17 protein-coding genes are annotated in these 20,728 nt (G+C 42.6%); 5 read left to right on the plus strand and 12 right to left on the minus strand.

Features of this window, described 5'->3' with window-relative positions; all coding sequences use genetic code 11:
• Positions 1-88: 88 nt before the first annotated feature.
• The 5 genes from JMX95_RS12335 to JMX95_RS12355 form a co-directional block, all read right to left on the minus strand.
• Positions 89-859 (minus strand): hypothetical protein, encoded by a 771-nt coding sequence (locus JMX95_RS12335; RefSeq protein ID WP_201560967.1) that lies wholly within the window; start codon positions 857-859, stop codon positions 89-91.
• Positions 860-1,224: 365 nt separating this feature from the next.
• A complete protein-coding gene (locus tag JMX95_RS12340; protein WP_201540150.1) occupies positions 1,225-1,716 on the minus strand; it encodes a hypothetical protein in 492 nt (163 codons plus the stop codon).
• A gap of 77 nt (positions 1,717-1,793) precedes the next feature.
• The gene (rph, locus tag JMX95_RS12345) at positions 1,794-2,510 is read right to left on the minus strand and encodes a ribonuclease PH (RefSeq protein ID WP_045443953.1); all 717 of its coding nucleotides are present in this window, start codon (positions 2,508-2,510) and stop codon (positions 1,794-1,796) included.
• A 241-nt stretch (positions 2,511-2,751) separates the two neighbouring features.
• The gene (locus tag JMX95_RS12350) at positions 2,752-4,524 is read right to left on the minus strand and encodes an AMP-binding protein (protein ID WP_201560968.1); all 1,773 of its coding nucleotides are present in this window, start codon (positions 4,522-4,524) and stop codon (positions 2,752-2,754) included.
• A 608-nt stretch (positions 4,525-5,132) separates the two neighbouring features.
• Positions 5,133-6,860 carry an AMP-binding protein gene (locus JMX95_RS12355; protein ID WP_201560969.1) on the minus strand — a complete coding sequence of 576 codons (1,728 nt, stop codon included), beginning with the start codon at positions 6,858-6,860 and terminating at the stop codon, positions 5,133-5,135.
• A 571-nt stretch (positions 6,861-7,431) separates the two neighbouring features.
• On the opposite strand from JMX95_RS12355, the gene parC reads away from it, so the two are divergent.
• The 3 genes from parC (at position 7,432) to JMX95_RS12370 (ending at position 10,599) form a co-directional block, all read left to right on the plus strand.
• Complete coding sequence (gene parC, locus JMX95_RS12360; protein WP_201560970.1) at positions 7,432-9,741, plus strand: DNA topoisomerase IV subunit A; 2,310 nt, start codon at positions 7,432-7,434, stop codon at positions 9,739-9,741.
• Positions 9,741-10,172, plus strand: a complete 432-nt coding sequence (locus tag JMX95_RS12365) for a hypothetical protein (RefSeq protein ID WP_201560971.1) — start codon at positions 9,741-9,743, stop codon at positions 10,170-10,172. Before parC ends, JMX95_RS12365 begins: the two co-directional genes overlap by 1 nt.
• A 106-nt stretch (positions 10,173-10,278) precedes the next feature.
• A complete protein-coding gene (locus JMX95_RS12370; RefSeq protein WP_201560972.1) occupies positions 10,279-10,599 on the plus strand; it encodes a hypothetical protein in 321 nt (106 codons plus the stop codon).
• Between the two features lie 139 nt (positions 10,600-10,738).
• Here the strand turns inward: JMX95_RS12370 and JMX95_RS12375 are convergent, their stop codons facing one another.
• The 3 genes from JMX95_RS12375 to JMX95_RS12385 all read right to left on the minus strand — a co-directional run bounded on the left by JMX95_RS12375 (position 10,739) and on the right by JMX95_RS12385 (position 13,106).
• Positions 10,739-11,554, minus strand: a complete 816-nt coding sequence (locus JMX95_RS12375; protein ID WP_201560973.1) for a hypothetical protein — start codon at positions 11,552-11,554, stop codon at positions 10,739-10,741.
• 179 nt (positions 11,555-11,733) lie between these two features.
• Positions 11,734-12,213 carry a BLUF domain-containing protein gene (locus JMX95_RS12380; protein WP_201560974.1) on the minus strand — a complete coding sequence of 160 codons (480 nt, stop codon included), beginning with the start codon at positions 12,211-12,213 and terminating at the stop codon, positions 11,734-11,736.
• Between the two features lie 377 nt (positions 12,214-12,590).
• Positions 12,591-13,106 carry a hypothetical protein gene (locus tag JMX95_RS12385; protein ID WP_201560975.1) on the minus strand — a complete coding sequence of 172 codons (516 nt, stop codon included), beginning with the start codon at positions 13,104-13,106 and terminating at the stop codon, positions 12,591-12,593.
• Positions 13,107-13,406: 300 nt separating this feature from the next.
• Between JMX95_RS12385 and JMX95_RS12390 the strand changes: the two genes are divergently transcribed.
• Positions 13,407-14,237, plus strand: coding sequence for a Cof-type HAD-IIB family hydrolase (locus JMX95_RS12390; RefSeq protein ID WP_227676067.1), 831 nt, complete (start codon positions 13,407-13,409; stop codon positions 14,235-14,237).
• A 75-nt stretch (positions 14,238-14,312) separates the two neighbouring features.
• On the opposite strand, the gene JMX95_RS12395 is transcribed toward JMX95_RS12390, so the two are convergent.
• Positions 14,313-14,576, minus strand: a complete 264-nt coding sequence (locus JMX95_RS12395; RefSeq protein WP_193009072.1) for a hypothetical protein — start codon at positions 14,574-14,576, stop codon at positions 14,313-14,315.
• A gap of 404 nt (positions 14,577-14,980) precedes the next feature.
• Here JMX95_RS12395 and JMX95_RS12400 point away from each other — a divergent pair, with 404 nt between their 5' ends.
• Entirely contained in the window at positions 14,981-16,102 is a 1,122-nt protein-coding gene (locus JMX95_RS12400; RefSeq protein ID WP_201560976.1) for an ABC transporter substrate-binding protein, read from the plus strand.
• 241 nt (positions 16,103-16,343) lie between these two features.
• Here JMX95_RS12400 and JMX95_RS12405 read toward each other — a convergent pair whose 3' ends face one another.
• From JMX95_RS12405 to JMX95_RS12415, 3 genes are all read right to left on the minus strand, one after another.
• Positions 16,344-17,579, minus strand: coding sequence for an FUSC family protein (locus tag JMX95_RS12405; RefSeq protein WP_055124822.1), 1,236 nt, complete (start codon positions 17,577-17,579; stop codon positions 16,344-16,346).
• A 245-nt stretch (positions 17,580-17,824) separates the two neighbouring features.
• Positions 17,825-19,060, minus strand: coding sequence for an FUSC family protein (locus tag JMX95_RS12410; RefSeq protein WP_045443935.1), 1,236 nt, complete (start codon positions 19,058-19,060; stop codon positions 17,825-17,827).
• A gap of 162 nt (positions 19,061-19,222) precedes the next feature.
• Positions 19,223-20,644, minus strand: coding sequence for a glutamate synthase subunit beta (locus JMX95_RS12415; RefSeq protein WP_055124824.1), 1,422 nt, complete (start codon positions 20,642-20,644; stop codon positions 19,223-19,225).
• Positions 20,645-20,728: the final 84 nt, after the last annotated feature.

Genomic DNA, 20,728 nt, shown 5'->3' on the forward strand with positions numbered 1-20,728 from the left:
GGCGTTGATTCCTTGCAAATATAGACAGTATATAGCGTTAGACCCTACGCCAGCATGAATTTTGTCCATTACACCTAAATATGACACCTTAAACACTAGGGCGCATGATTTGATAGACATTACTCAAATCATAAACACGGTAACGCGCAGGTTCGCGGCGGTTTTCGCCCGCATAGCTGAGGATCAGTGCTTGCTTTGCACGCTCATCAACCCAGCCGACAAACAGTCCACTATGCTCGACGCCATTATAGCCATGATTGATATAATAGAGCCAATCCCCAACTTCAATCTCGCCACTATTGGCATACGGACCTTGACCATAAGTACCTTTATGAATGGTATCGCGTGTCACCCCGGCGCGTTTAAACACGGCATTGAGATAGTCCCAGCAGCCACCTTGAATGATCGCGCGCTCATTCAGCGCCATCTTGCGTGCTGTACTAACTACTTCACGTGCGGCCAAACTACTCTGCATCTCCGCACTGCTCAGTAACGGTAAATACTCGCTATCGACATTATCATAATTACCCGATAAAAAAGCGGGCATCACTGCTGGTGCTTGACGCGCTACTTCAGGATAACGATAGGATGTCTGAATCACTGGTGGAGCACTGGCAGAATTTGAGCGATAAGTTCCTGCACGTTGAATGGTAGAACGCGTGCTGACTTTCGCAGAGGGCACGGCTGAGTATGAAGGTGTATAGCGAGCACTAAAATCAGATTGCACAGATTTTTGGGCGATCAGCGCACTCATACTATCGGCATGGGCCTGACCTACTAAGCCAACGGTAAACAATAAAAGACTGCACGACGCGGTAACCGACGGCGATATAGATAATGACACAGGCAAACGCGACATGACCAACTCCTTGTCAATAAAATATAAATGACAACATAAACCATAATAATAGGATGTTCTAATCTTACTTATAAACCATTTAGACATGAAGCTGCAAGCATTATTCGGCTCAAATAGCCGATAAAAGGTATAAAAATGCCGACTAATGGTTAGATAAGAAGAGCACGTAGAAAAACGATGGAGAGCTGGCGCTAAATAAAAAGGAAATAGAATAAGCAGTGTTTAGATTAAATACTGCGTAGATAGAGTACTGAGCAGATAAAATATTATCTGAGATAGAAGATTGCTGAAATAAAATACTGCTCAGAGAAAGCCACTTAGGTTTTTTATAGCCCAATCCAGTAGATAATCGGCTAAGAAATAAGCTAATCGTTACTCATTTTGATATTCACATGGCGCTTGCCCAATGCTTGACCTTGCAAAATAGCTTTGGCAGCGGTTGCCTCTTGGATACTATCAAAGCCGCTAATATGGTATTTGCGTATATCATCACAATCAACAATCTGTAATTGCTCACCAATAAGCATGATTTTATCACCGTCGGTTAACTGAATATGCTGACGCTTACCTTGATTGTCATGCACCAGCTCACCCGCACGCAGCCACAAGATGCCGCTACTGATAACGCCAGCCATGGCTTTTTTATGTTGTTGGCGTTTTCGATTAAAGATAAAGCTACCAATAATCAGTAGCGCCAATGCCCCTATAGCCAAGCGCTCAGGCAGCAGACTCATTGCCAAAGCAACCGCCACTGCTCCTATTAATAATGCTGAGCCAAACCAAAACATGCCATCATCAGTCGTTTTTGGCTGATCTTGTAGCGTGATTTTGGCACCATCGTCGGTCAGCTTGAGCATGCATGACTACCTGTTACAGAGTAATAAGAAAGTAAAAGTTTACTGAAAATACGATGAGCAAGTAGTCATCAATAGGACTACCAACCCAAGGCTGTTTTTTGCATGGCAATCAGCTCAGCGATGCCTTTTTCGGCAAGGATCAGCATATCATCGGCTTGAGCGCGGGTAAATGGCTTTTCTTCCGCCGTTCCTTGTAGCTCAATAAATTCGCCTTTTTGGGTCATAACCACATTCAAATCAGTATCACAGCTGGCATCTTCTTCGTAGTTTAAATCTAGATACGCTTTGCCGTCTTTCATACCAACAGAGACCGCAGCGACCAAACCAATCAGTGGATCTGCCTTGAGTTTTTTGCTTTTTTGGATACTCTCTAATGCATCGATAAGCGCAATAGCAGCCCCTGTCACACTAGCAGTACGAGTACCGCCATCGGCTTGCAAAACATCACAATCAAGATAAATGGTATTTTCACCCAGCTTACTCAAGTCAATCATCGCTCGTAAGCTACGACCAATCAAACGCTGGATTTCTTGGGTACGACCTGATTGTTTACCACGTGCCGCTTCACGTTGGTTACGAGTATTCGTCGCGCGTGGCAACATACCATATTCAGCAGTGATCCAGCCTTTGCCTTTACCTTTAAGCCAACGCGGTACGCCAGATTCAACACTAGCGGTACACAATACTTTGGTATCACCAAAGCTGACTAACACTGACCCTTCGGCATGCTTAGTATAATGGCGCTCAAAGCTGATCGAGCGAAGTTGGTCAAGCTCACGATTGTCAATACGCATAAAAATCCCTAGTACAATGTTTTAAAGGCGGTGTCATAAAATGAGGTGTCTGTCATTACGTGGCCAACCTTCATTTATCTAGCAAACTATTAACAAGCTAAAATAAATAATAATTGGATGCCATAGCAGACGTAAATATTGAGATATCCTAACGTGGCAGCGGCGCAATAGCAAGATTCGTTCGAGCTATTGCGCCGCTACTTGAGCCAGTCATTGGCTTAACAAAGAAATAGCACCAACTTTATTCTAACCCTTCCATCTTACGCAATTCTTTACGCAGGATTTTACCCACGTTTGATTTTGGTAATTCATCGACGAACTGTATGTGACGCGGACGCTTGTAGCCAGTCAGTTGCTTTTTGCCAAAATCAAGCAACTCTTGCTCGGTCACATCGCCTTTTTTGACCACAAACAACTTGGGCTCTTCACCGCGGTCATCGTTTGGAATACCGATAGCGCCGCATTCTACCACAGCTGGATGCTCGCTCATGGCTTCTTCAATTTCGTTCGGATAAACGTTAAAACCAGAGACTAAAATCATGTCTTTTTTGCGATCAACGATTTTGATAAAGCCTTTTTCGTCCATGATGCCGATATCGCCAGTTTTCAGAAAGCCATTGGCAGTAAACGTTTCAGCCGTTTCTTCTGGACGATTTTGATAACCTATCATTACCTGCGGGCCTTTGACACAAATCTCGCCGCGATCACCCAATGCGACTTCATTTTCATCATCATCGATTAGTATTATATCGGTGCTAGAGGCAGGAATACCAATTTTACCCGTGAATTCAGCAATGGTCATCGGGTTAAAAGCAGCCACTGGTGAGGTTTCTGACAAACCATAACCTTCCACGATAGGCAGACCAGTGATTTTATGCCACTCTTTTGCCACGCTTGGCAAGACAGACATACCGCCACCGATAGACGCTTTTAGGTTAGAGAAATCTAAGTCTGCAAAGCCGTCTTTGTGTACTAGACCGTTGAACAAAGTATTCACCGCAGGGATAAAGGCGGGTTTGTATTTGGCCATCTCTTTAATCAGACCATCAAGATCACGAGGGTTTGGGATAAGCAAGCCTGCATAACCTCGGTACATGCCATACATGCCGCAGACCATAAATGAGAATACATGATATAGCGGCAGTGCCGTCAGGATGACATCACTAGCATCAACATCATCATCAAAGGCACTGTCCATCAATGCACTAATCTGTAGCATGTTGGCAACTAAGTTACCGTGCGACAGCATTGCACCTTTGGCAACCCCTGTCGTACCGCCAGTATATTGCAATAATGCCACGTCGCTTAAATTCAAATCAGGGCGTTTATATTTGCTGGCTGATACTGCATTTAAAGCGTGCTTAAAACTCACGCTGTTTGGCAGACTATAAGCCGGAATCATTTTTTTGACATGGCGCGCAACGAGGTTAACGACGGCTCCTTTCACTGTTCCTAGCATATCGCCAATCTTACAAACGATGACATGCTCAACCTGACCTTTGTCTTCTGCCTCTTGATAGGTGTTCGCAAAGTTCTCTACAATGAATAGGGCTTTGGTGCCACTATCATGCAGCTGATGCGATAACTCTCGGCTGGTATATAAAGGGTTGACGTTGACCAACACCATACCGGCACGGATGATCCCCAAAGCAACCACTGGATATTGCAGGAGGTTGGGCATCATCACCCCAACTTTATCACCTGTTACCAATCCTAATGATTGTAAGTAACTGGCAATTTGGCGACTGTATAAATCCAATTCCTTAAAGCTAATCGATGCACCCATACAAATATAAGCCGTTTTTTTCCCATAACGGCTAAAGTTACGCTCAAACACATCAAGTAAAGAGGTATTGTCATCAGGCATATCGATAGTCGCATCAATGCCATAACGCTCATAAGTTTTCAACCATGGGCTGTCACTATCTATCGTCGGCATAGTAGGAAATACGCTGTCTTTATTGTTCATTGCAGCGTTATCGTTTGTGGTCTCTTTATTGATACTGTCGGTCATAATTTTCCCTAAATGTTACCGTTAAAAACGTAGAATAATCTAATGAAAACACCATTATTTTTTGTGATTGATCAATGACAGCAGAAGCTTGTGAATAAAAAACGTGGTAACAAAAAAGGTTTGTCATTCACAAGCTTTGTCAATCAAAGCGCAACGTTAAGTCCTTGATAAATAGCATAATAACTCAGCACTACCGAATTAAAAACCCCTTTATCCCTGATAGTTTTATCAGAGATATAGCGCAAAACTAACGTCATCTCGTCGATAAATAGACAAATATGTCGGTAAGCACTATAGCAGTTTTGCTAAAAATTCTCTATCTCTACCTGACTGGGTCATAGCGACAAAAAAAGCAATAAATACAAAAAATGATAAGGCAGCATACCAGCAACCTTACCATTTTTGGATCACGACACCCAGTATCACAACCACCACTATCACGACAACTTAGCATCCTGATAGTTTCTTTCAGATTTAGTTCGTAGCGTTAGTTGGTAGCTTTAGTTTTTATCATTAGTATCGTGGTGACTTATCATGATGACTTTACGAGTGCCTAACAAACAGTAGCAGACACTCATAAAAATACTCTGGCACTGAAGGCTAGCTTATTAACCGTGGTTCTGTTCTTCCAGCACGCGCAAATCTTTGTGCAAAATCTTACCGACATTTGACTTTGGTAGCTCATCGATGAACTCAACATAACGAGGACGCTTATAACCAGTTAAATTCTCTTTGCTATAAGCAAGCACTTCTTCTTTAGTCAAACTGTCATCACTACGCACGACATAAATCTTTGGCACTTCGCCGCTCTTTTCATCTTCGATACCGATGACACCGCACTCTAAAATCTTTGGATGACCTGACATCACATCTTCGACTTCGTTTGGATAGACGTTAAAGCCTGATACCAAAATCATATTCTTTTTACGATCAACGATTTTAAAGTAGCCTTCTTCATCCATCACGCCGATATCACCCGTACGGAAATAACCGTCAGACGTCATGACTTCAGCAGTAGCATCATCACGTTTCCAGTAGCCTTTCATAACCTGTGGACCACGAACACAAATCTCGCCACGCTCACCCAGTGCGACCTCATTGCCTTCTTCATCCAAGATAGCCATGTCTGTCGCTGGCATCGGCAGACCAATATTGCCTGAGAATTCGCCCGTACCTTCTGGGTTTGCTGACGCCACAGGAGACGTCTCTGACAGACCATAGCCTTGTACGATCACATTACCAGTAATTTTTTGCCATTTGTCAGCGGTGTCTTTTAATACTGCCATGCCACCGCCCATCGACATCTCAAGTTTGCTATGATCTAAGGCTTTAAATGGATCGCTATTTGCTAAAGCATTAAACAGCGTATTGACCGCTGGGAAAAACGCTGGTGGATAATCTTTGTAAGCTTTGATTAAGCTTGCGCCGTCACGTGGGTTTGGTACCAGTAGCCCGATACAGCCGCGATATAAGCCAAACATACCGCAAACGGTAAACGAGAAGATATGATATAGCGGCAAGGCGGTCATGATAACTGGCTGCTCATCCATACCTTCAAACTTATCAAAAGCATCGCCAAGATAGGTATCACATTGAATCAGGTTGGCGACTAAATTACCATGCGTGAGCATTGCACCTTTAGCAACACCGGTCGTACCACCGGTATATTGCAAAACGGCAATGTCATCAAGGCAGATATTATCTGGACGTTTGTAATTTTTGGCTGAGAAGCGATTCAGTGCTGTTTTAAAGTTGGTGCTGGTTTTAAGGTTATAGTCAGGTACAAGCTTCTTCACGTGACGCACGACCATATTAACGATAAAGCCTTTCAATGGACTCATCAAATCACCCATTGACGTCACGATGACATGGTCAACCAAGTCCTTACCAATGTCTTCATACGTTTTGGCGAAGTTTTCTAAAATAAATAATGCTTTGGTATCAGAGTCTGTTAGTTGATGCTCAAGCTCTTTTGAGGTGTAAAGCGGGTTAACGTTAACCAAGGTCATGCCAGCACGCAGCACACCCAATACGGCAACCGGTAGCTGCAAAATATTTGGCATCATGACGCCGACTTTATCGCCTTTTTTTAACCCAAGTGATTGCAAGTAGGCAGCAATTTGTTTGCTATAACGATCTAAATCTTCGTAGGAGAGTTTTGCATCCATACAGACAAACGCTGTCTTGCCAGCGTGCTTCGTAAAATTCTGCTCAAATATATCGATTAAAGAAGTATTAGCGGCTGGCATATCAATGTCGTATTGAATACCAAGCTTTTCGTAAGTTTTGACCCATACTTTATCGTTACGACGAATTAGGTTACTGTGATTTTCCATAATCTTTTCTCTCCTAGTAATAGTACGCTACCGTCAACCCATACGAATCACAGTGTGATAAAAATATAAAAACTCAGAGCGCAGGCTTGTCATCGTAATAGCAAGCTTGGCTGTGAGGCAATCATATGGTGATGAGCAAACAATATAGCGGTAAATAGCCCTCTGTTCATTAACATACACACTTTATACAGACTACTCAATATAAAAGATTGCTACTTGAGTTCGCAAACTGTCTTGACGGTCAATAATGTCATAGTTATCAAAACCTTAATAACAATAAGCGATAATTTTTCAGCGATTTATTAGCGAACATTTATTCATTAATACTCTTTATAGTGTTTTATCGTTAACTATTTTTTACCTTTACTATCAAGGGCAGTAGCAAGCTCTGCTAAGGTCACAAAGTTACGCTGTGTACTCTCTTTATCGTTATTTAGCACGTCACGACCTGTCGTCTATTCTGACTTATGCCTTTTTAATTTTGCCAATATCCTTTACGATAGCGCTATCCTATTTGTACGCTTGCACCGATTATTTATACCTATTAAAACTGATAAGTGAACCCTATTTTATGTCCGATGTTATTGATCATACGATTGACCCTATTATTCCCAATGAACCGATGGATACTCGCTCAGTCGCAGAGTTCACTGAGCAGGCCTATCTCAACTATGCGATGTACGTCATCATGGATCGGGCGCTGCCAAATATCGCCGATGGCCTAAAGCCTGTCCAGCGCCGCATTGTTTACGCCATGAGTGAGCTGGGGCTAAAATCTACTGCCAAAGCTAAAAAGTCTGCGCGTACCGTCGGTGACGTCTTAGGTAAATACCATCCGCATGGCGATAGTGCTTGTTATGAGGCCATGGTGCTCATGGCGCAGCCGTTCAGCTATCGCTATCCGCTCATTACGGGTCAAGGTAACTGGGGTAGTCCTGATGATCCCAAATCCTTTGCCGCCATGCGTTATACCGAAGCCAAAATGTCGGCTTATGCCAATACGTTGCTGGCAGAACTCGGACAAGGTACAGTCGATTGGCAGGATAACTTTGATGGCACGATGCAAGAGCCAACTACCCTACCTGCCCGCCTACCTAACATACTATTAAACGGCACAACAGGTATCGCGGTCGGTATGGCAACCGATATTCCACCGCATAATCTTAATGAGGTGGTGCGTGCAGCGATTCGCTTGCTTAAAAATCCAGAGTTGTCCGTTAAGCAGCTCACGCAATCAATACCAGCGCCTGATTTGCCAACTCCAGCTGAAATCATCACCAGCAAAAAAGATTTGCAAGCGATGTATGAGACTGGACGCGGTAGCTATAAAATGCGTGCAACCTTCCATGTTGACCCTAAAGAGAAAAATCTCGTCATCATTGACGCGCTGCCTTACCAAGTCTCAGGCAACAAGATTCAAGAGCAAATCGCCAAGTTAATGACGGACAAAAAGCTGCCTTGGATTACCGATATCCATGATGAGTCAGATCACGAAAATGCCTGCCGTATCGTGCTTGAGCTCAAATCAACCCGGGTCGATGTCGCTCGCGTCATGAGCCATCTGTTTGCCAGTACGGATCTAGAAAGCAATTATCGCGTCAATATGAATATGATTGGCCTAAATGGTAAACCACAGGTCAAAAATCTAAAAGAAATCCTTGATGAATGGCTAATCTGTCGCCGTTCAGTGGTCACCCGTCGCTTACAATATCGCCTCGATAAAATCGATAAACGCTTACATATCTTGGCGGGCTTGTTGATTGCTTATCTCAATATTGATGAAGTCATTCGCATCATTCGTGAAGAGGACGATCCAAAATTATCGTTAATGCAAGATTACGACCTCACTGAGATTCAAGCCAATGCTATTTTGGATATTCGTCTGCGTCAGCTAGCAAAGTTAGAGGAAATTGAGCTGCGCCGCGAGCAAGATGAGCTGGCTGCCGAACGCGCGATCATTCAAGAGTATTTGGACAATCCAGACAGTCTGACCAATCTGATGATTGAAGAACTCACAGCTGATATGAAAGAACATGGCAATGAGCGCGTATCACCACTAGCAGAGCGCGAAGAAGCGCAAGCATTAAAAGAATCTGACCTTGTACCGAGCGAACCAATCACTGCCATCCTATCAAAGGCAGGTTGGATTCGTGCTGCCAAAGGTCATGACGTCGATGCCGCTGGCATGAGTTATCGTTCAGGTGACAGCTATCAAGCGCACGTCCGTGGCAAATCCAATGAGAAAATCTACGTGCTCGATAGCACTGGACGCAGCTATAGTATTGACGCGCACAATCTCGCATCGGCTCGTGGTCAAGGCGATCCTCTGACCAGTGTGTTAAAACCACCAGCAGGTGCTAGCTTTGAGCAGCTATTAACCGGTGCTGACAACCAGCGCATCATCCTCGCTAGCTCCGCAGGTTATGGCTTTATCAACACCATCGGTAATCTCGATAGTAATCAAAAAGCAGGTAAGAACATCATTAACTTAGCGGCTGATAGTCGCTTGCTCCCTGTTGCGCGTATCGATGCGCCAGTAGAAACGACCGCTAATGCTGACGGTGAGAATAGCAATACACGTGTAGCACCTGACCATATCGCCGTCGTGACCAATGCTGGATATTTACTGATATTTGCCCTCGATGATTTGCCTGAACAGGCACGCGGTAAAGGCAATAAACTTATCAAGTTAAAAGAAGGCGAAGAAGTGCTTACAATCACGCCACTCAGTCAGCAAGACAGCCTAATCATTACTGCTGGCAAACGTCATGTGACGCTAAAACCAAATGATTTGGCTAACTATACGGGTGTGCGCGGCAATCGTGGTGGTCAGTTGCCAAGGGGCTTTCAGAACGTGACTAGTGTTGAGGTTGGTAAGTAATGAAAAAATCAACTTCACTATTGCTTATATTGCTGCTCTCACAACCAAGCTTCGCTGAATGGCAATTGATAAATGAAAATGATCCAACTGACCCTGTTGAAATCTATATCAATCCGCATCAGACTGAGCATTTAGGCGATTCGCAACATGAAATACCTATGAAGACAAGTACTTGGCCTCAAAGTCATTTCTCTGATTACCCCATTGCGCTTTATGAGCCTTACATAACTGCTTCATATATTATTGACTGTAGAGAACAAACTATCACTACGCACTCTCAAAGGCTGTTTGCAAAGACAGAGCCTTTAGGGTCTTTTGTAGATATATTTGACATGTTTGAGCTGGGGGCAGATGATCGTTCTACTCGCCCTCTTGAGTTTACTGATGCAGTAGATAAGCGTTTATATGAGCGACTTTGTCAAAGTAATTAAGAAACAACAGTGATTGACGTAGGGTGCGTTCCACGCATTAATGAGATTAGTAACGCTAAAAATCGCACACTAGGCGCGACCTACGACTTTAATTATTAGTGATTTTATGAAAATTTTAGCGATAGCAACATCATTTTTATTTTTATTCTGCGCAATAGTAGTAATTTTGGTGACTCCAACTTTTGGAGAATTGTATAAAAGTTTTGGTGTTGATATACCAGTCTTCACTAAGGTCGTGTTAAGTACTCATAAATACTGGTTAGGGTTAGCCTTGATCCCAATACCCTTGGTTTATTTGTTGGAACCGTCAAAAAGATGGCAAGCTACCACTCAATATTTTCTCTTAGCTTTGGCTATTCTTCTTATTCCTTTGACCATTATTGCTCTTTATCTACCTATTTTTGAAATGGGTAGCGTCGTTGGTTAAATTGCATTAGTAAATATAAATGATGCCTTTATCATATAGAGTTGACGGCCTGGCGTAGGCTGAACTTCAGGTTTCCATTACATAAATAAAACCCGAAAGGTGCATGGAAGGCACGCTTTAACTTTCGAAAGCCGACACGCTATATACAGCTACGACTACCACCGCATTGACCATATGCTGCTGCGAAAGCTGCATATGTAAGACCAACACCTAAAGCTTGAATAGGTAGAGTGACGATATCTACTGCCATGGCAACTGGTAGTAGAACCGCGCTAAACTTATTAGCGTTACTGCCTGTCTCCCACTTATAATTCAACTGGATATTTAAGGGCTGCTTGAGCTTATAATTGACGTCATTAATGTTTTGTACTGCAGAAGCTACCGTCAGCTCAACGTTTACTGCACGCTGACAAATTAAATTTTGTTGCTCAGTAACAATGGCTGTCTTACATTCAAATCCAAAACTTTCTAACTTTGATTGCTCGCTAATCTTTAGGGCACTAATCGGCTTAGCATATAGCAAGCCAACAGTTGTAGGTACGTTTTTAATTTGATTTGATTCATCATTTTCTACATCTAGAATAAGCTCATTGGAACCAGCTTGAGTTTTTTGTTGAATATTACGATTGGTATATGAAGATTGAGTGTCGATGTATAACGAGCCTAAATCCACTTGAGCGAAAATTCTTTTAAACAGATCAGATTGTGTATTAGCAGAGACTACAGGCTCTACCAAAAAACTATAATTTTTACCAGCTAGAATCATAGCATCTTCGTATCCTTGTATAGGTTTATTAGGATATCCCACTGCAATGACGCTCTCAGATAAAACGTTTTTTGTGTGCTCCGTTGTATTATCGTTTTTGGCATAATCTGTAAGACCGATAGTCGCACAACTATTTAATACGATTGATGAACCTAAAAGCGTTACTAGCAATAAAGACAATTTTTTCATATGTATAATCCGTTTAAGTTATTCAAATAGCGAACGCCTCAGATGATAATACACAACATATGTAGAATTACAACGCTCAACCTTTACGATCTATAAATATAAGATATTGAAAACAACTAAAAAGCCGCCTACACACTGTATAGACGGCTTTTTTACGCTAGTTATAATAGAGAACTTATCTAAAAATTGCTGGATTTGGTATCTTTAAAAACTGCTGTCAAAAAGCTTTTAATCTGAGCACTTGTCATTAGATAGGGATTATAGTCAGAACCTGCTGAGAAGCTTTTTAGGGCATATTCTTCGTCTTCAGCGCTTGATGTTAGATGTTTCACTAAAAACCCATTCCATTGACGCGACTCTATTTCCTCTATATTAACAATATTGGGAAAAATGGTTGAATGCTCGTCAAGTATTTTTTCTAAGGCAATATTGATAGCGGGCCTTGTTCCTTGAAAACTTTGAACGAAATAACCTTCACTAATGACTAAAGCTGAAGCTATATTGTTTTCTTCAAAATACCTTCGCCAATACTCAAGTGCGCGAGTTAGCTCGATTCCTGAATCTAGGTCGACATTTTTGGCGATATATATCATGTTGATAAGAATATGCTCGCCATTTATTTTTTTGCTTTCTGGAGTATGGCTTGTCGCTATAGTCATGAGAAACCTTATTTATAAAAACCTGATCTAATTTAAGATAAAGTATAATCAATAAAATTTTTTTTCTTAGTGGTTTTTTGTCATCTAGCATCATTGTATTTCTAGAAATAACCATTGGAATTTTAATGAAATAGGATGCTGACATTTCTCGGAGTACAATTGTACTATAAAACTTGGCACAATGACTGCGATATCATTAGTCTAATAATTAACAAGCCTAATCTATATTTTCCTATAGCACGGTCTCAACCCTAACATACGACTGACCCACGCTTACTCATGTCTCAGTCGTTGCAAACATCACTTACTCTTACTAAAAATCCGTCTATACACACGGTATAGACGGATTTTTTATGCTCATTAAAACGACTAAGGCATCAATACCGACCCATCTCAACCGTTGTCTCAGCAAGCACACTATCGCCTTGCCATGCCTGCACATCTACCGTATACAGATGGTTTTTGCCACCTGAACAAGGTGGTTTATATGCCCCTCCCGCTTCCCCTGCACGGCTACGATATTCCGCGACCATCTCAATCCCAACTGGCACTTCATAAGTATGCCCAAACACACGTGGAATCTCAGCACTCGTAGCACCTTCTGGTCGGTTAAACTCTACAATGCCATGTCCACCATGTTGCATACGTTTATTGCTCACATCGTTATAAACGAAGACCAAGCTCTCCGCGCCCATCGGTATGTTTGAGACCGTCATGCTCGGCGTGGCTGGATTTTTGCCATCATAGTTTAGACACTGCTGCCCTTCAGGTATTTTTTTGCCATTCCAAGCAGCATCGTTAAACTTAACATCCATTGCAAAGGCATTGGCAGATAGTGCCAATGTTGCTAAAGCCGTCAAAGTGGTGACTGATTTTAAGGTAAAAATTTTCATACTAGCTCCTTTAGGTAGCGGATACACTGATAAAAATCGTTCATCATTTTGTTAACTGATATTGATCGTTAATCTTAACCTTATAATAAATAGCCACTCTTAAGTTAATTATATCGTTTAGAGTTTTTGTTAACCTTTCCAATAAGCGCAAATCAATCACAATGCCAGCAAAGCTAATACCGCAGCAGTAGCCAAATTTGCATCATCGCAGGTTACTTTATAGGTATTTATCTCTTTGGGTGTGTTGTAGTAGTATCTAAATCATTGGTATTGAAACGACTAAAAAACAATAGGATCATCATGTTTATCGAAGACAAAATCGCCACAGAAAGTATGACTATCAAGACTCCGACACCCAAGATCATCTTTTTTGACATCGATGATACCTTGAGCCGCAATGGCATCATTGCCGAACACAACAAAACAACACTTGAGGAGCTTGCAGGTACTGATATTAAGCTGGTGATTTCAACGGGACGCTCCAAAGCCATATTGCCAGCAGATATTTTAGCCTTGCTCGAAGCTGATGTCTTAGATGCGATTATTTGTATGAATGGACAGTATAGTTTTGATAAAAAGGGTCGGATTAGCCACTATCCGTTGTCCGCTGAGCAAACGGATACCATCGTGCGTCTGTGCCAACAGAGCGAGTTGATTCATAAGTTTGACTCTGCCACCCATATCGCTTGGTCAGGTGAAAATGAGCGCTTGCGCGAGTTTAATGCCATCACGCCAAACTCTATCGTTGACCCTGAATACCATAAAGGGAATACCGTCTATCAATGCTCAGTATTTTTTAACAATCAACAAGAGAAAATGCAGGACGTCGATTTTGCCCAGTACGATTTAAAGCTCGTCCATTGGCATCATATCGGCGCAGATATCTTACCGATAGAGGCATCCAAGGCGCGAGGCATTAAAGACGTCTGTCAATATTATGGGGTAGATGCCAGTGAGTGTATGGCGTTTGGTGATGGAATGAATGATTTAGAGATGTTTGACTTGGTCGGCTATGCAGTAGCAATGGGCGATGCAAAGCAAGAATTGATTGCACGTGCAGACTTTGTTACGGGTACGATTGAGGAGCGCGGTATTCAGTCGGTGCTTGAGCAGTTTCATATTGCGTCTTAGTAATCAGACTTTGCAAATTGCTATTTATCTAGGACGTGTTCTCACTTTTAAAATAAGGACACGTCCTAGCAAAATCTAACCACGCTTCGTCATTAAACTATAAATCCAACTACCGATTTTATAAAATCCAACAACAATCAAAATAAGCACCACCGCTGCCAGCACATAGGCCAACCAAACAGGCACATTACTCAACCAGCCAATCGTAAATGCCAAACCCATGTACGTCTCAACCGGCCAATTAACGATAGGTGTCGGCGAGCCAGCGTTAAACATGGTCATAAAGGCAATGATGCCAAGCACAGCAGTAATCAGTCCAGCGCGTTTACGATTATTCATCTTTTGCCTCTTTTAATTCGAACCATTTAATTAACATTCGATTGTTTTTATTTTATCGGTAACCTTTGTATCTTATAAAAACCACGTTGTAAACTCATGGCTTAAGGGTAAAGCAGCTCTCATCATAGCATGATTATTTACGCTTATTATCTTACTCAAAGACAGCAGTAAACCTCATATTTGTGATTTTATAGATTCTTCAGCCATTCATCAGCGCCACTTTTAACAATATTATGAATAACGAACTTCTTTCTTGCCCTTTAAATTCTTAACAATCATAGCCATAATAGTTTCACAACTGGCTCGATACCTTATATTCAGCACTTAGTATTTAGCCCTTAGCTTCCATTATCTATCATTTAACTTTTTACTCATTTGCATCATTCTTATTTAGGAGAGATATTTTGACTCATTTATCATCGCCCCACAACATTACTCGTAGCGCTCGTATACTACCAAAAGTACTATTAGCCGTGGCTGTTGGGCTAGCACTTGCTAGCTGTAGTAAGTCAGACAATACGGCGGCTGATGGTACAGCGGCGAGTGCTGAAACGCTCAATCTGTATAACTGGTCAGAGTATATGCCGCAAGAGATTCTCGATGGCTTTACTGAGGAGACAGGCATTCGGGTCAATTACACTACCTTTGATTCTAACGAAGCTATGTATGCCAAGCTCAAACTACTCGACGATTCTAGCCAATATGACTTAGCGATTCCGTCGACCTATTATGTCGAAAAAATGGCCAAAGAAGGGCTGCTGCAAGAGCTCGATAAATCCAAATTAAGCAATTTTAAGAATCTTGATACGTCTTTTACCAATACCAAGGTTGATCCAGAAAACAAATATTCGATTCCTTATATGTGGGGCAGCACCGGTCTTGCCATTAATGGTGACAAGGTCGATCCTGCAACCGTAAATAGCTGGAACGATTTATGGCGTCCTGAGTATAAAGGGCAAGTGATGCTGATGAACGATATGCGCGAAGTGTTTGGCATGGCGCTATTGACCCTTGGACATTCAGGTAATAGTAAAAATCCTGACGAAATCAAAGCCGCTTATGAGAAGCTCACGACCTTGATGCCAAATGTGAAGACCTTTAACTCGGATGCCTCGCGTATGCCTTATATGGAAGGCGAAACCACGGTTGGTATGAGTTGGAATGGCGAGGCAATTATCGCCAATAACGAAGGCTTGACCAGCTTGGTTTATAAATATCCAACTGAAGGCGCTATCTTGTGGATGGATAATTTTGTGATTCCGAAAAACGCCAAACAAGTCGATGCAGCCCACAAGTTTATTGACTACTTGCTGCGTCCTGAGAACTCTAAAATCGTCAGCGAAGAGATTGGTTATGCGTCGCCTAATATGGCTGCGCGTGAGATGATGCCAGAAGAGGTGAGAAACAATCCAACCATTTATCCGAGCAAAGACGTGCTGGCAAAAGCGGAATTCCAAGAAGATGTGGGCGATGAAGCATTGCAAGTCTATCAGCAGTATTGGGATAAGCTAAAAACTGGTCGTTAATCACTGTTTGTTGATAGCTGTTTTTTATAGCCATTTTTAATAGCTTTTTTAACAACTGTTACCGCAAAAAAAACGCTGACTTAATAAAGTCAGCGTTTTTTATTTATTCTTTCTTGGCTGTTATTTAACTTTTATAGTCGTTTCAATATAATTTGGATACAAGGAAGGCGAGCGAAAGTACTACCAATAGTAGACTAAGCGAGCCTGACACTGTATCTAATTTATATAGGATTGACTATATTTATAAGTGCAAATCAGTTTCACTACCTTTGTGCTCGATACGGCGCTGCTCGCGACGTTGATAGCGCAGACCAGAGGCGGCAAACCATTTTGGCTTAGTCGTTTGCAATAAATCACTGAGCCGCTGCAATTGAACTTGCAAAGTTTGGGTCAGCCAAAAATAGCCTTGCCACTCAAAGCCTAAGTTTTCTACACTTGGATATTCTGATACCGCGATACGCGTAATCGGTCGAAATACTTCATCATTTGGACTACGTAATACCGCCGCCATATGCTGCATCGCTTGCGTCAATTCGTGCTGATAATGGATAAGTAAAATATGGTTTTCATCATCAATCTCAATATTAGCCAAACGCGGTGCCGCACTTAACAGTAAATCAATGGTACCAATGATATTACGATGGGTACGCTGAATAGTCTCTAGCGTTTCTTTTTCAATGCCCGACTCACTTGCTGTCGCTGCAATATGCGGACGCACGGCAAGCAAACGCTTATTAATCTTTTGTAATGCTTTCACCAAGGACTTATTGACCGGTGTATCTGGTATAGAACTGTTCGATGGATAAATAATACTGGCCGAACTGGTCGCCTTACTATATTTAAACGGCTTGGGCACTAAGACATCCGCATCAATATGATTGCCAACCCCTGCATACAAATTGCTGCAGGTTTCAAGATTACTGGCCAACAAAAACCGCCACATCAACGTCGATTTAAGCGGTAAAATTAACGTTGCGGCCACCGCTACTCCTGCACCAAGCAAAATATTGAACGCGCGATATAAGCCATCTTGGGCAATATTGCTGTGGTCAGGACTCGACACAATCATCAGCATGGTAATACCTGTCAGCAGACCGATATAGCCCAATTGCTTGACCGCCACATAACCGATGATGCCACTGATAATGCCAATCAGTGCATAATATAGCCACAACCAGCCACCGATATCTTTAATCAGCCATAAGAAGCTAAGCCCGACCACCACCCCAAGCAAAGTACCCAATATCCGCTCTTTAGCCTTGGTATAAATCGCCCCTTGATATTGCAACAAACCCAAAATCACAAACACGGTAATGGTCGTCCACTCACCATGCGGCAAGTGCGTAAACTCATTTAACAAGAGCGCAATAAGTACAGCCAGACCCAAACGTATGGCATGCAAAACATCTGCATGCTGATAACGGGCATAAGGCTCTACAAACGGGGCGGTAAATCGTTGCCAAAAAGTCGGTTTCACGCAGGGTATCTCTTATAAGTGAAGGAAGAAAAAATCGGTTAAATTCTAGCTACTGGCTTAACCACTGATAAAGCGCTGATAAAGTCATGATCAAAAAATAGCGCCTTTTACCTATTAAAAGATAAAAGACGCTGAAGGTCAAAACATGCTAGCACATAACGACAAAAAAACACCCTAACAACATCGCATTTGGCTATTGGTAACGCTGAAAGGTGCTGACAAATACTTGCCAGCATCTCCTATATTTACAAGTGTAAATCGGACTCGCCCCCCTGCTCTTTCATTCTACGCTGCTCACGCCTTTGATAGCGCAGACCAGAAGCAGCATACCACTGCGGTTTGGTCGTTTGTAGCAGATCACTTAACTGTTGCAGTTGTGCTTGCAACGTTTGCGTCAACCAAAAATATCCTTGCCACTCAAACGTTGCATACTGTACGCTAGGATATTCTGATAGCGCAATACGCGTAATCGGTCGAAAAGTCTGATCGCTTGGACTGCGTAATACTGCCGCGATATGCTGCATGGCTTGGGTGAGCTCGTGTTGATAGTGAATCAGTAGCGTATGATTATCATCGTCGATATCGATATTCGCCAAACGCGGTGCTGCACTGAGTAACAAATCGATGGTACCGATGATATTGCGATGGGTACGCTGAATCGTTTCTATCGTCTCTTTATGAATGCCGGACTCGCTTGCTGTTGCAGCGATATGTGGACGTACTGCGAGTAGTCGCTTGTTTATTTGCTGCAGCGATTTTATCAACGCTTTATTAACAGGCATATCTGCAATAGCGCTACTTTGAGGATAAGACAGGCTAGCTGAGCTTGTCGCCCTAGTATAGACAAGCGACTTGGGAGCCACTATTTCAGCATCAATATGATGTCCGACACCAGCATAAAGAGTACTACAGGCTTCTAAATTATTTGCCAATAAAAATCGCCACATCAACGTCGACTTTAGAGGTAAGACCACTGTCACCATGACCGCAATACCTGTACCGATTAAGATATTGAGTGCGCGATAGACACCATCTTGCGCCATATTAACTTGATTCAAGTTAGAGACGATCATCAGCATAGTAATGCCAGTGAGTAACCCAGTATACCCTAGCCGCCTGACCGAAAAATAACCAATAATCCCACTAATTATACCAATAAGCAGGTATTCTATCCCTAACCAAGCACCCGTCCCTTTATTGAACCATAAGATCGCAAATGCCACCACGATACCCAAAACCGTGCCCAATACTCGCTCTTTGGCTTTGGTATAAATAGCGCCTTGATACTGTAGCAATCCCAAAATGATAAAGACGGTGATCGTCGTCCATTCCCCATGTGGAAAACGGCTTATTTGATTGGCTAACAGCGCAAACACGATGGCTGCACCGATACGTATGGCGTGCAAGATATCAGCGTGCTGATAGCGCGCATAAGGTTCAATGAATGGTGCAGTAAATCGTTGCCAAATTTTTGGTTTCACGCACAGGTACTCTTATTAATTGAAGAATATATAGTCAATGAAAAGTAATATCGAACCATCATGTACTGCTGATATCAAAAAAAACGTCTCTTACCTGTTAAAAGGCAAAAGACGTTTGAGATCTAAATAGAGTGGTCAATAATTGGATGTAAACCAAAACCATTATACCTCTAAGAAGTCCAAAATACCTTCAGCGGCTTCACGACCTTCCCAAATCGCAGTCACGACCAAATCAGAACCACGTACCATATCACCACCAGCAAATATCTTGGGGTTTTTGGTTTGGAATTTAAAGGTTTGCTTTTCCGCTGCCAGCACGCGACCAGAGCTGTCCATTGCCACTTGCTGAGACTCAAACCAGTCAGCAGGGCTAGGACGGAAGCCAAAAGCCATAATTACAGCATCACATGGGATAATTTCTTCTGAATTAGGAATCGGCTCAGGACGCTGACGACCACGATTGTCTGGCGCACCCAAGTGAGTCGTGACGACTTTCACGCCATTCACTTTACCATTCAAGCCAATGATTTCTGTCGGTTGACGATTGAATAGAAACTCAACGCCTTCCTCTCGAGCATTGACCACTTCGCGGCGCGAACCTGGCATGTTCTCTTCGTCACGGCGATAGGCACAGACTACTTGCTCAGCGCCTTGGCGAATACTGGTACGGTTACAATCCATCGCAGTATCGCCACCACCTAGCACCACCACTCTTTTACCCTTAAAGTCGATATATTCTTCAGGATTTTTTTCCCAATCGTTGCAGCGATTGACGTTAGCAATTAGGTAATCTAGCGCATCATGAACACCGATAAGCTCTTCACCAGCAAAGCCGCCACGCATATAAGTGTAAGTACCCATGCCCATAAATACCGCATCGTACTCGCTTAGCAACTCATCAATACTAATATCAGTACCAATTTCTGTCTCAAGACGAAATTCCATGCCCATGCCTTCAAAGATGACACGGCGGTTACGCATGACGTCCTTTTCCATTTTAAATTCTGGAATACCAAAGGTCAGTAAACCACCAATTTCAGGACGCTTATCAAACACAACTGGTTTTACGCCGTTTCTAACGAGTATATCTGCACAGCCCAAACCTGCTGGCCCTGCACCGATGATCGCGACTTTTTTATCTGTCCAAACCACATCAGACATATCCGGACGCCAGCCAAGTGCAAAGGCGGTATCGTTGATGTACTTTTCGACATTACCAATGGTCACAGCGCCAAAGCCATCGTTTAAGGTACAAGCGCCTTCACATAAGCGATCTTGGGGACAGACGCGACCGCAGACCTCAGGCAACGTATTGGTGCGGTGACACAATTCAGCCGCTTGAAATATCTGCCCTTCGGTGGCCAATTTGAGCCAGTTAGGAATGTAGTTATGTACAGGGCACTTCCATTCACAATAAGGGTTACCACACTCCAGACAGCGGTGCGATTGCTGCGCAACGGCTTCACTCTCAAACGGTTTATAAATTTCAACAAATTCCGTTGAGCGCGTGGCGATGTCTTTTTTGGTCGGCTCAAGCCGTGGTACATCTAAAAACTGAAAACTATTTTCTAAGCGTTTTGCCATGGTATTGTCTCTTTAATATGAGGCTTTTTATATCAAGCTTTTTTAAAGTGGGCGGTGACAGTCAACGATGTCTCATTTATCGCA

Source organism: Psychrobacter sp. NC44 (assembly GCF_904846655.1).
Classification (GTDB): domain Bacteria; phylum Pseudomonadota; class Gammaproteobacteria; order Pseudomonadales; family Moraxellaceae; genus Psychrobacter.

What these genes read in the sequence shown, in the direction of transcription:
- JMX95_RS12335 (WP_201560967.1), bottom strand. Translation starts at nt 859, where the DNA reads ATGTCGCGTTTGCCTGTGTCATTATCTATATCGCCGTCGGTTACCGCG.
- JMX95_RS12340 (WP_201540150.1), bottom strand. Translation starts at nt 1,716, where the DNA reads ATGCTCAAGCTGACCGACGATGGTGCCAAAATCACGCTACAAGATCAG.
- rph (WP_045443953.1), bottom strand. Translation starts at nt 2,510, where the DNA reads ATGCGTATTGACAATCGTGAGCTTGACCAACTTCGCTCGATCAGCTTT.
- JMX95_RS12350 (WP_201560968.1), bottom strand. Translation starts at nt 4,524, where the DNA reads ATGACCGACAGTATCAATAAAGAGACCACAAACGATAACGCTGCAATG.
- JMX95_RS12355 (WP_201560969.1), bottom strand. Translation starts at nt 6,860, where the DNA reads ATGGAAAATCACAGTAACCTAATTCGTCGTAACGATAAAGTATGGGTC.
- parC (WP_201560970.1), top strand. Translation starts at nt 7,432, where the DNA reads ATGTCCGATGTTATTGATCATACGATTGACCCTATTATTCCCAATGAA.
- JMX95_RS12365 (WP_201560971.1), top strand. Translation starts at nt 9,741, where the DNA reads ATGAAAAAATCAACTTCACTATTGCTTATATTGCTGCTCTCACAACCA.
- JMX95_RS12370 (WP_201560972.1), top strand. Translation starts at nt 10,279, where the DNA reads ATGAAAATTTTAGCGATAGCAACATCATTTTTATTTTTATTCTGCGCA.
- JMX95_RS12375 (WP_201560973.1), bottom strand. Translation starts at nt 11,554, where the DNA reads ATGAAAAAATTGTCTTTATTGCTAGTAACGCTTTTAGGTTCATCAATC.
- JMX95_RS12380 (WP_201560974.1), bottom strand. Translation starts at nt 12,213, where the DNA reads ATGACTATAGCGACAAGCCATACTCCAGAAAGCAAAAAAATAAATGGC.
- JMX95_RS12385 (WP_201560975.1), bottom strand. Translation starts at nt 13,106, where the DNA reads ATGAAAATTTTTACCTTAAAATCAGTCACCACTTTGACGGCTTTAGCA.
- JMX95_RS12390 (WP_227676067.1), top strand. Translation starts at nt 13,407, where the DNA reads ATGTTTATCGAAGACAAAATCGCCACAGAAAGTATGACTATCAAGACT.
- JMX95_RS12395 (WP_193009072.1), bottom strand. Translation starts at nt 14,576, where the DNA reads ATGAATAATCGTAAACGCGCTGGACTGATTACTGCTGTGCTTGGCATC.
- JMX95_RS12415 (WP_055124824.1), bottom strand. Translation starts at nt 20,644, where the DNA reads ATGGCAAAACGCTTAGAAAATAGTTTTCAGTTTTTAGATGTACCACGG.